This is a genomic window from Paenimyroides ceti (assembly GCF_030409925.1).
The window spans coordinates 292,567-306,122 of the sequence record NZ_JAUFQU010000001.1; the positions used below are offsets into that span (position 1 = coordinate 292,567).

2 protein-coding genes are annotated in these 13,556 nt (G+C 37.9%); both read left to right on the top strand.

Annotation, left to right across the window (positions count from 1 at the left end; all coding sequences use genetic code 11):
• The first annotated feature begins 223 nt into the window (after nt 1-223).
• Nucleotides 224-7,603, top strand: a complete 7,380-nt coding sequence (locus QW060_RS01360) for an Ig-like domain-containing protein (RefSeq protein ID WP_290361920.1) — start codon at nt 224-226, stop codon at nt 7,601-7,603.
• 754 nt (nt 7,604-8,357) lie between these two features.
• Nucleotides 8,358-13,349 (top strand): Ig-like domain-containing protein, encoded by a 4,992-nt coding sequence (locus tag QW060_RS01365; RefSeq protein WP_290361921.1) that lies wholly within the window; start codon nt 8,358-8,360, stop codon nt 13,347-13,349.
• The last annotated feature ends 207 nt before the right edge of the window (nt 13,350-13,556 follow it).

Consider the following 13,556-nt stretch of genomic DNA (forward strand, 5'->3'; position numbering starts at 1 on the left):
CAAATGATTTCATTGTTCTATCTTTATTTGTTGTTTTTGTCTTATTTTTTGTTTTCTATATGTTAAATTTTGCTTTATTAACATTTTTTATTTTTTGTACAATAAAAAAGTTTAACTTAGTGAATATAGTTGAAAAATATTGCATTTTTTGGAATGGAGGAAAAAGTGTTGTGTTATCTATGTTAATTGTTTAAATATAGTTTAATAAATACTCGTTTTTACCATGAAAAAAAAATACTTGCTTTTAGTAGCTTTACTCTTTACAATACCTTTTTTTTCTCAGGAAATTACCATTGGAACAGGAACTTCTGTTCAAGTTTATCCTTTAGGGAATAATTATGGTTTTGAACGGTCAGCGTCTTTATATAAAGCTTCAGAACTTGTGAATACCGGAAATATCTCTACGCTTGCCTGGTATGCCAATGTTGGAGGAAAGGGAGCTCGTCCCATAAAAATCTATCTCAAAGAAACGACTGCGAACACTATAGTTTCTTCTGACTGGTCTTCTATGACCTCCGGAGCTACTCTGGTGTATGATGGCTCTGTAACTCCACAACAAGAGTGGAATACTTTTATTTTGAATACTGCTTTCAATTATACAGGAAATGCTAATAATTTACTGGTACTCGTTGAAGCTAATTATGGTGGTTCCGGAAACGGTGGCGGGGCTTCAGGGAATAGTATCCGCTACTCTGATGTTGCTGGCACGCATATGTATATAAGGGGAGATTATTCTGCACCTACAACTACGGGCACTATTACTGCATACAGACCCAATCTGAAATTAAAATTCGGACCATTAATCACCTGTTTTTCTCCTATTGTTATTAATGCTACCTCTATAGCAACTACTTCCTCTGTCATTTCATGGACTGCACCTGTACCTGTACCGGCAAATGGATACAAATATGAACTCCGAACATCAGGTGCTGCAGGAAGCGGAACTGCCGGTTTAGTATTAACAGGAACTACTGTTGCAGGAGTTACCACCGCAAATATTTCCCAATTAATCCCTAATACCGCTTATTATGTATATGTAAAAGCAATTTGTAGTGCTACAGATGAAAGTAATTGGTCTTCTTCAACTTCTTTTACTACTTTATGCTTGGCCACAAATGTGCCTTATACAATGCCGATCAATGCAGTTACTATTCCGGCAATACCAGCTTGTGTAGTGGTCCAAAATGTAAACAATGATACGGGTATCTGGAAGACTTATGCAGCTCCTACAGGTTTTTCCGGAAAAGCTATGGGGTATTATTACTCTTCTAATGCTGCGGATGACTGGTTTTATACTCAGGGATTAAATTTAACTGCGGGTGTGAGTTATCGCTTGAAATTTAAATATAGAAATTCGGGTTATGTTGAAAAGCTACGGGTAAGCTATGGTACTTCTCAGGTAAGTACAACAATGACAAACGAATTGTTTATAGTGACTACAGAAACGGTAAGTTCTACGGTCGAAAAGATAATTGATTTTATTCCTGCAACGACTGGTATTTTCTATATTGGTTTTCAGGCATATTCTGATGCTTATATGAATTATCTTTATGTTGGCGATATCTCGGTTGAGTTATCACCAACCTGTTTGGAGATTTTTAGTCTCAATACCAGTAATATAACACAAACAGATGCTATTATAAGCTGGACAGCGCCTGTGACAGCACCTTCAAACGGCTATGCGTATGAAATCCGTACCTCAGGAGCTGCAGGCAGCGGAGCTACAGGTTTAGTAACCGCAGGAACAACTGCGGCAGGTATTACTACTGTTACTATTACACAGTTGACTCCTGATACTACCTATTCTGTTTATGTAAGAGGTATTTGCAGCAGTACAGATACGGGCGCCTGGTCAAATGGTGTACCGTTTACAACTTTATGTGCGGCCACAAATGTCCCATATACAATGCCGATCAATGCAGTGACTACTCCGGCACTACCAGCTTGTGTGATTGTCCAGAATGTAAATAATGATACTGGTACTTGGAAGAGTTATGCAACACCTACAGGTTTTTCCGGAAAAGCTATGGGGTATTATTATTCTTCCAATAGTGCGAATGACTGGTTTTATACCCGGGGATTAAATCTGACTGCGGGTGTGAGCTATAGACTGAAGTTTAAATATAGAAACTCCGGATATGTAGAAAAATTACGGGTAAGCTATGGGCTTTTATCTGTCAATACAGCTATGGTTAATGAACTATTTACTGTAATAACTCCGAATCAAACTTCTACTGTTGAGAAGATTCTCGATTTTATCCCAACTGCAACAGGGGTATATTATATTGGTTTTCAGGCATATTCTGATGCTTATATGAATTATCTGTATGTAGGGGATATCTCCGTTGAGTTATCGCCAACCTGTTTGGAGGTTTTTAGTCTCAATATCAGTAATATTACACAAACAGATGCTGTTATAAGCTGGACAGCGCCTTTAATAACACCTTCAAACGGCTATGCTTATGAAATCCGTACCTCAGGAGCTGCAGGCAGCGGAGCTACAGGTTTAGTAACCGCAGGAACAACTGCGGCAGGAGTTACTACAGTAAACACTTCTCAGTTGACACCCAATACCACTTATTCTTTCTATGTAAAAAGCGTATGTAGTACGACAGAAACGAGTAGTTGGTCAACTGCTCTAATGTTTACAACTTTATGCGTGGCCACAAATGTCCCATATACAATGCCGATCAATGCAGTGACTACACCTGCGATACCAGAATGTGTGATTGTAGAGAATGTCAATAATGATGATAAAACATGGATCAGTTATGCATCACAGACAGGTTTTACCGGTAAAGTTATGGGATATTCCTATCATTCAAGCAATGCAGCTAATGATTGGTTTTATACACGAGGCTTAAATTTAACCGCAGGAACCAGTTATCGTCTGAAATTTAAATATCGCAATGATTATTCTGCAGAAAAATTACGTGTAAGTTATGGTAATGCTGCAGTCAATTCAGCAATGACAAATGACTTGTTTACTGTAAGTACAACTACAACTGCTGCTACGGTAGAAAAAAGCATTGATTTTGTACCCTCTGTTACTGGTGTTTATTATATAGGATTCCAAGCTTATTCGGATGCCAATAAATATAGAATTTATGTAGGGGATATATCGGTTGAGCTATCGCCTACTTGCTTTGAATTATCAGGTGTACAAATAAATTCAATTACTGAAACCACTGCTACGATCAACTGGACAGCTCCTGCAACTGCACCTTCAAATGGTTACTCTTATGAGATTCGAACTTCTGGTGCAGCTGGAAGTGGAAATGTAGGTCTTGTTAATTCAGGAACTACCGCAGCAGGTATTACTACTGTTGCTATTACACAGTTGACTCCTGATACTACCTATTCTGTTTATATAAGAGGTATTTGCAGCAGTACAGATATGGGTGCCTGGTCAAATGGTGTGCCGTTTACAACTTTATGTACAGCCACAAATGTCCCATATACAATGCCGATCAATGCAGTGACTACTCCGACACTACCGGCTTGTGTGGTTGTAGAGAATGTCAATAATGATGATAAAACATGGATAAGTTATGCATCTCAGACAGGTTTTAGCGGTAAAGTTATGGGATATCCCTATCATTCTACTAATGTTGCAAATGATTGGTTTTATACCAGAGGATTAAATATGACAGCAGGGGTAAGCTATCGTTTGCGATTTAAATATCGAAACAGCTGGAGTGTAGAAAAGCTACGGGTAAGTTATGGCCAATCTCCTGTAAATACCGCTATGGTTAATGAACTTTTTACCGTAACTACCCCAAATGCAGCAGCTACTGTTGAGAAAGTAATCGATTTTGTTCCTACTGTATCGGGTGTTTACTATATTGGTTTTCAAAGTTATTCAGATCAAAATAAAAGTTATTTATATGTGGGAGATATATCGGTTGAATTATCACCAACCTGCCTAATGGCTTTGGGAGTGACTGTGGGAAACATTACCAAGAACTCAGCAGTTGTAAACTGGCAGACACCTGTGATTGCACCACAAAGCGGATATGAGTATGAATTGCGTACTTCTGGTAATCCCGGAGAAGCGGTCGGTTTGGTTCAAAGTGGTACATTGGCTGTAGGGACTATTACGACCACTCTCCAAAGCCTTATTCCTTCTACTACTTATTATATATATATAAAATCAGTGTGTGACAGTAATACCTCAAGTGCGTGGACCGATGCGAAAAAAATAACTACACTGTGTGATTATTATGAGATATTAACAACAACACCAGGCACTGTTTGCGGATCAGGTCAAGTACCATTAGAGGTTACTTATACAGGAGGAGATGTGAGATGGTATACGGTACCTACCGGAGGAAGTGTTATTGCGACTGGGAATTCCTTTACAACACCTGAAATAAATACTACAACTTCTTATTGGGTGAGTTCTGCTGTAACGGGAGGTATAAATAATACAGGAATTTCAACACCATCTAGTTCCGCAACTGCTCTTACCATAACTAATTGGGGGATTATATTTAATGCAATAGAAGATACTGCTCTTAATTCAGTTTCTGTTTATTCAACTACAGCAGGTACGCTTAATATCAAAATTCAGAATAGTGCCGGTGTAGAAATATATGAAACAGGTAATGTGAATATTCTTGCAGGAGGGACTACTAGTCCAAATATTATTCCTCTTAATTTCACAGTGCCTGCCGGTACAGGATATAAAATGCTTGTAAAAAATGCTTCTGGTGTATCATTAATTCGTGAATCTTCTAATCTCACATTTCCTTATACAGGAGCTGATGGAAACATGGTTGTAACTTCTTCTGAATGGGGCGGATCAACTACTTCTTACTATTATTATTTCTATGATCTGAAGTATACAGGGATTTGTGCTTCACCGAGGACAGAAGTTATAGCAACAGTAACTGCTGCACCAAACATTACACTCTCAGCAACGGATATTGCAATTTGTAAAGGTACTCCTTCTGCTGTTGTTACAATTACAAGCGGCGCATCAGATTATAATGAATATATTTGGGAACCTTCTACAGGTGTAACCGGCAGTGCTGCTACCGGATGGATTTTTAATCCTGCTGAAACCACCAATTATCGATTAATTGCCAAACAGAATCAGGGATCTTTCTGTAGAACTGTAAAGAATGTAAAAGTACAGGTAAATCCATTGGTTACATTTACTCCACTGCAATCCGATTATGTAGTATGTAAAGATGATGTATTGGAGTTGGCTTATCAGGAACTATCCAAGACTGATATTACTGTGGGTACAAGTACCACTCTTAGTACGGATTATGATGCAACTACAGCTTTTATGAATAGATGGACTTATTCAAAACAGCAGTATATTTATACTAAACAGGAATTAAATGCCTTAGGTTTTTATCACGGAAAAATCAAAGGACTTTCTTTTAATATTACCACTTTAGGTTCTAATGCCACTAATCAGGACTATACGATTAAAATAAAAAGCGTTACAAACAATGTTATTTCTTCTACCAGTTTTGAAACAGATGGTTTTACAACAGTATATGGTCCTGTAACCCATACTCATACTGATTCCGGCTGGCAGGATATTATGTTTACCACCACCTATGAGTGGGATGGGTCTTCTAATTTATTGATAGAGATTTATCAGAAAGGGATCAATTCTTCCAATAATGCGTTAACGTATTATTCTACTTTAACCACAGATGTTGGTTTGTATCAGCAATCAGGATCCGATACATCTACAGGTACCTTGACAAAGAAACGTTTGAATACAAAGTTTTTTATAGACACAGGAAAAGTTAGCTGGTCGCCTCCTACCAGATTGTATACAGATTCATCAGGTACGCTTCCTTATGTTTCCGGATCACATGCTCCAAAAGTATATTTTAAACGCAATGGTGATGAAGAGCAGGATTTTAATTATACAGCAACCTTTACCTCTACAGTCGGATGCAATACTACTCAGAATATTGCGGTAAAAGTAGTCGATGTGAAGCCACCAGTAGTACAGGATCAATTGTTCTGTGATGCTATACCTGTGGATGATATTGTAGTTACTGCAGAGCCAAATGCAACTATTCGTTGGTACGCTTCTGCGACGGGTACAGATATTTTAACCAGTATTGATACCACAGGTACTTATTATGTTGATGCAGAAAGATCGGGTTGTAAATCAGAAAGAATATCAGCTATGATTACTATTGTAGGAGCTCAGACTCCAACAGCACCTGCAACACAGCATTTTTGTGACAGCGCATTAGTTTCAGATTTAACAGTAACAATACATCAGGGATTTGAAGCTCGGTGGTATGATGCTGTTGCTTCTACAACACCATTAACTGGAACAGTAAGTTTAGTAAACGGAGCGACTTATTATGCAGCTACTTATCATTCGGGTTCCGGTTGTGAGTCACCCCGCATTCCGGTAACAGCAGTTATAACACCAACACCTGCAGCATTGCCTGCTCAGTCAATCCATTTGTGTCAGGCAACTTCTTTTTCAGGATTGCAAATCACTACCTTGCCAAATGCCCAGTTGAAATGGTATGTTTCAGCTACTGCTGTGAATCCTATTGTTTCTACACAAAATATAACGAGTGGTGTCTATTATGTTTCTCAGACAATGAACGGATGTGAGTCAGCAAGATCCCAGATTCAGATTATGATGCAAACTGCCTTAGACAAACCGGCAGCAACTACACAGAATATTTGTGGCATTGGAACTGTTGCAGATTTGGTTGCTACAGGAGCTGTTCCGGGAGCTGTATATAACTGGTATGACTCAGCAACTTCCACGACGCCTTTGCCATTGACGACTTCCTTAACCAGCGGTGTCTATTATGTGTCTCAGTCTTTAACCGGATGTGAATCTCCAAGACGTTCGGTGAGCGTTAGAGTTCTTTCGAAACAAGCGCCGGTTGTAAATGCATTCTCATTCTGTGGTAATGCAAGAGTAGGTGATTTATCACTGCCAACGACAACAAATATCAGCTATCGATGGTATACAACGGCTACCAGTATTACAGAACTGAGTCAGAATGTAGCATTGACAACAGGTACTTATTATGTAGCAAGGGTGGAGCATGGTTGTATTTCTGAGAGAGCGGCAGTACCTGTAACGATACTCCCTCTCCCTGCCCCCCCAACAGGATCGGCAAACCAAAGTTTTACAGTAAATGAAATTAATGAAGTTACAATTGCTGATCTGGAGATGGATCAAACAAATATTCAATGGTATATAAGCATACAAGATGCAAAAACCGGAAACAATCCATTATCTGCTGTGATGCCGTTGATAAGTGGTCAGACGTATTATGCAGTCATCATCGGAAGCAATGGTTGTCCCAGCTTACCGACAGCAGTAACAGTAGATATCACCCTGGGTATAGACGGATTTGATAAAACAGCACTTGTATACTATCCGAATCCGGTTAAAGATATACTAAATATACGTTACAAAAATGTTATTGAAATGGTTGAGGTATATAATTTACTTGGACAGAAAGTATTGATACATGAATATAAAGATATGAGTATCCAGCTTAATATGGATTCTTTGGCTTCCGGTAGTTATCTGCTTAAACTGCGTTCAGAAAATCAAGTTCAGATTATTAAGGTAGTTAAAAAGTAGAGTGACTTAATTATCTTATGCTTAAAAGCCTGTTCACTCAATGAACAGGCTTTTTTTTATAGCTATGATTATATAAGAGTGATGAATGTGTTTATTCTTTTTTAAAAGTTAAATTATTTGAATCTCTTTTTATTTTTTTAGTTAGCATTTTATTATATTCATATTATCATGTTTTAAAATAAATTATTATCATTTCATAATTTAACATTTATATTCTAAAAAAAAGTATAAATTAGATTTTCCTAACTTTTACAGAGATATGTTTTTAGGTTATTATTATAAATAATCTTCCTGTTTTTGTGCTGTTTAGTTAGTTAATTTAATATTTTATCACATGAAGAAAACTACTCATTACAAATCCATTACTCAAAAGGAATTTTTACAAAAAATTTCACATCGATATAGGAGGTAGGATCAATGAACTTTATAAGTTGAGGTAAATTGATCCATTTCAAACAGCAATTAAACCAATCTTTAATTTGAATTACGATAATAATAATGTCATTACTTATTGCTGAGATTGTTCCTGTTTTTATAATACAAATGTTGTTTGTTTTTTTGTGTTATAATTATTAAAGACTTATTACGTGTTTAATATTAATGTTAAAAAACAGTTAATTTAGAATTTATATATTATCTTTAAATTAAGTTTTTTAAAACCTAATCGTTTTGAATATAAAATTCACAAGATGGGATTGGTATTTTTTATTTGAATAATATACTCGATTAATCCATTAATTAAAATGTTTAACATATGAAAAAAATCTACTTATTACTACTGGCATTATTACTTACTGTGCCGGTTCTTTCTCAGGAGGTTACTATTGGTACCGGAACCTCCACTCAGGTTTACCCGCTGGGTAACTATTATGGTTATGAAAGATCAGCTTCTTTATACAAAGCTTCTGAGCTTGTAAATACCGGCAATATCGCTGCACTCTCATGGTATGCTAATACGGGGGGATCAGGGGCTCGTCCAATAAAGATCTACTTAAAAGAGACAACTGCAAATACCATTACTGCATCAAATTGGGCAAGTATGACAGCAGGGGCAACTTTAGTCTATGATGGGTCAATGACTCCTATTGTAGGTTGGAATTTATTTATCCTGACAGCTACATTTAATTATTCTGGAAGTCTCAATAATTTATTAGTTTTAGTAGAAGCTAACTATGGGGGCACTGGTAATGGAGGAGGTACATCCGGTAACGGTATTCGTTATTCTACATCAGCAAATACGCATATGTATGTTAGAGCTGATAATTCACCACCTACAATATCGGGTACTGTGACTGGAAACAGACCAAATTTAAAACTTAATTTCGGACCTCTAATTACTTGTTTTGCACCAGCAACAGTAAGTGTATCTGCTGTGGGTAGTTCAACAGCAACCATTTCATGGACTGCTTCTGTTCCGGCTCCAGATAGTGGCTACGAATACGAAGTTAGAACAACAGGAGCACCTGGTAGTGGTGCAACAGGTTTAGTTACAACAGGTACAGTCGGAGCGGGTATTGTTACAGCAGATATTACCCAATTAACTCCAAATACATCTTATGTTATTTATGTAAGAGCTAATTGTGGTAACAGTAATTTTAGCTTATGGACTAATGGTACCCCTATAACAACGTCATGTGTTTCTGTAGATGTACCTTATACAGTACCAATTGATGCAGTAACTGTACCTGCCATTCCTTCTTGTGTAACGGTGCAAAATGTAAACAATGATAACAAAACGTGGATAAGTTATGCCGTGCAGACTGGATTTACCGGAAAGGTAATGGGATATCCTTATCATGGTACTAATGCCGCAAACGACTGGTTTTATACACAAGGTTTAAATCTAACAGCCGGACAGAGTTATCGTTTGAAATTTAAATACAGAGATACTGGTTACGTAGAAAAACTAAGAGTAAGTTATGGAACTTCTGTAGTAAATACAGCAATGACCAATGAGTTATTTACTGTAACTACCGGCACAGCAAGTGCTACAATTGAAAAGGTAATTGATTTTATTCCTACAACAACAGGGGTTTATTATATTGGTTTTCAAGCATATTCAGATGCCAATAAAAACATACTTTACGTAGGAGATATATCCGTTGATGTGTCACCAACCTGTTTCGTACCTGCAAACGTTGTAGTTAACGGCATTACAAAAAATGCTTCCGTAATTTCTTGGACAGCGCCAACACCAGCACCTGCAAACGGATATGAATACGAGATACGTACATCCGGAAATCCTGGAGAAACAGCAGGCTTAGTACAACAAGGCGTTACTGCGGCTGGAGTGACTACTGCTACTATTACACAGTTACTGTCTTCTACAGATTATCAGGTATATGTTAGATCAGTGTGTTCATCGCTTGATAGTAGCGTATGGACACCGGTTAAAGCCTTTAAAACTTTATGCGACTACCCGGATCTGGTAACTACAACACCAGATACTATCTGTGGTGTAGGGCAAGCCGAGTTGGCAGCGACTTATACAGCCGGAACCGTAAAATGGTATGCGGCAGCAACCGGAGGAGCAGCATTGGCAACCGGAAATACATTTACAACTCCGGAAATTAGTGCTACCACTTCGTATTGGGTGAGTTCTAATATTTCTGGTGGAGCTAATACAGCAGGTAGAACGGCACCATTGACAAACAGTACCTATATGGATACCGATACAGGATTAGTATTTAATGTTGTAGAAAGTGTAGAGTTACAATCAGTAGCCGTATATTCTACAGCGGCAGGAACTATAAATATTAAAATTGTAAATAGTGCCGGAACAGAATTATATGCTACTGGAAATGTCAATGTGACTAACGGAGGAATTACGACTCCGAATATTATTCCTTTAAACTTTACAGTACCAACCGGTACTGGTTACAGAATGGTAATAAAAAGTCACTCAGGAGCTAATTTGGTAAGAGAATCAGCTATTGGAGGCTTTCCTTACACAGGTACTGATGGAAACCTTGTCGTAACTAATGGTTACTTTTTAGGAACATCAGCAAGCTATTATTATTTTTATGATATACAATATATAGGCGGATGTTCTTCTCCTCGTACAGAAGTTGTTGCTACTGTTACAACTCCACCGGTATTAACTTTATCAGAAACTGAAATTGCAATTTGTAATGGTTCATCATCAGATGCTGTGACTGTTACAGCGGGCGCATCTGATTATGACGTATATACATGGTCACCGGCAACAGGTGTGTCAGGAGATGCTCAAAACGGATGGGTCTTCAATCCTTCAGTATCAACTGCCTACACTCTAACGGCATCACAAAGTGCAGGAGATCTGTGTGCTGTAATAAAAGAACTTCAGATTAATGTAAATGCAATTCCGGAGTTCGAAAGTCTTCCAGAAGAAATAAATATTTGTGTAGGAGAGATACAGGAATTAGACGGAGGAGTAGTCCTCGGTTTACAGGAGCTGATCAATGAAACATTTTCAAACGGAACTACATTGCCTGCTAACTGGCAGTCACAAGGCGGTGGCGTTTCAGTTGCCAATGCAAATACAGCAGGAGGAACTGCAAATCAGTTAAGAATTACAGGAAGTAGTTTTAGCAGTGTAACAAGAAGAGCATATTACGGACCAATTGATACGAGTGGTCTTCAGGAATTAACCCTTCAATGGAGAAATTATTTGAGTCATTACAGCTCAGCTTATAATTATTCCGTAAAAGTACAGACAAGTTCAAATGGAACAACATGGAATAACACTTCATGGATTACCAATCCGGTAACGGCAACACAGGCAGCAGGAATTGTTTCTACAGTTATCAATACAGCCGATGTAGGTTCCTCTACATTCTATGTATCATTCACTGTTGAAGGAGTTGATTTTGGAATGTATGACTGGAATATTGATGATGTACTATTGACAGCAGATCAGGAATATGAACTTGAATGGTCACCATTAGACAATTTGTATGAAGATGCAGAAGCTACTATTCCGTATAACGGGGCTACTCCTTTAGTAAAAGTATATTACAAGGCTGATACAGCTCAGGCGGCGACACCATATACGCTTACTATTACAAATCCAGCGAATTGTAGTGTAGAAAATACAGTAGAAATAACAGCATTAGAAAAACCGGTTATTGATCCTATTGCCAATCCATTACTATTCTGTGAAGCAACGAATGTAGTAGATATTACAGTGAATACTAATAATGAAGATAATATCATTAAATGGTATGCTTCATTGACTGCTACTGCAGAATTAACACAAATCAGTCAATCAGGTACATATTATGTACAGGCAAGTAACATTGCATGTAGTTCAGAAAGAATGGCTGTTCAAATTACTATTGTGGGAGCGCAACTTCCAACCGCTGCAGAAACACAATATTTCTGTGATGCCGGAACGGTAGCAGATTTGTCTGCAACAGTCGCAACCGGATTTACGGTTCGTTGGTATGATGCGGTCGCTTCTACAACGCCACTAAGTACAACAGCAGGTTTGGTAAACGGAGCGGTTTATTATGCAGCAACCTATCATGCTGGTTCAGCTTGTGAGTCACCTCGTATTCCTGTAACGGCAGTTGTAACACCGACACCATCTGCTATACCTGCACAGTCCATCAGTCTTTGTCAGACAACTAATTTTGGAGGATTACAATTGAGCAGTGTGCAAAATGCGACTCTAAAATGGTATGCATCTGCGACAGCAGTCCAGCCAATTGCTTCTACTGCCAATGTGACTAATGGAACTTATTACGTGTCTCAGACAGTCAACCAGTGTGAGTCAGCTCGTTCTCAGATTCAGATAACGGTTTATGCCGGACTGGAACGACCTGCTGCAGGAACTCATAATATCTGTGGGAGTGGTACAGTAGCAGATTTAACAGCTACAGGAGCCGTTGCAGGAGCTGTGTATAACTGGTATAACTCAGCAACTTCTACTACACCTTTAGCATTAAATACAGCTTTGGTTAGTGGTGTTTATTATGTATCACAGTCTATTTCCGGTTGTGAATCTCCAAGACGTTCCGTTACAGTACGCGTAATCACCCAGACAGCACCGGTAGTTAACTCCTTTGCTTTATGTGGTAGTGGTACAGTTTCCGATTTATATTTACCAACAGCTACTTTTGTAAGTTATAAATGGTATGCAACAGCGACCAGTACCGTAGAATTAGCACAAAATGTAGCTTTAACGACAGGAACCTATTATGTGTCAAGAATAGAATACGGATGTCCTTCCCAAAGAACAGCTGTGTCAGTGACAATTCTGGATCTTCCGTCAGCACCAACAGGAGCTGCAAATCAGAGTTTTACAGTAAACACTATTGGAGAAGCTACCATAGCTGATTTGGTGATGGATCAAACTAATGTAGTATGGTACATCACGGCGCTGGATGCTAAAAACGGCACCAATCCGTTACCTCCGGTAGCACCATTGGTGAGCGGTCAGACCTATTATGCTGTAATTATTGGTACTAACGGATGTCCAAGCTTACCAACAGCAGTTACAGTAGATATCACATTAGGAGTAGATGATTTCGATAAAACGAATCTGGTATATTATCCGAATCCGACGGCTGATGTTTTAAACATCCGTTATAAAAATACTATTGATGAGGTGATTGTTTATAATTTATTAGGACAAAAAGTGATGATGCAGCGTTATGATAACAACGAAGTACAATTAGATATGAGCGGATTGGCTTCCGGTAATTATCTGTTGGAATTGCATTCAGAAGGTCAGATTCAAATAATTAAAATCGTTAAGAAATAAGAATGTTTCTTTAAAGTCTAAGCCTGTCAGTAATGACAGGCTTTTTCTTTTGGTAATCAGACTCTTTTCTTTATAATTATTTGATATAACAGGTGAGAAAATTTATAGTAACTAATTATCAATAGATTATAAAAAAGAAAAAAGATGTTATAAATAACTTTCTTTGATAAACAGAAATTGAAGAAATCTATATAACAAAATATTCTA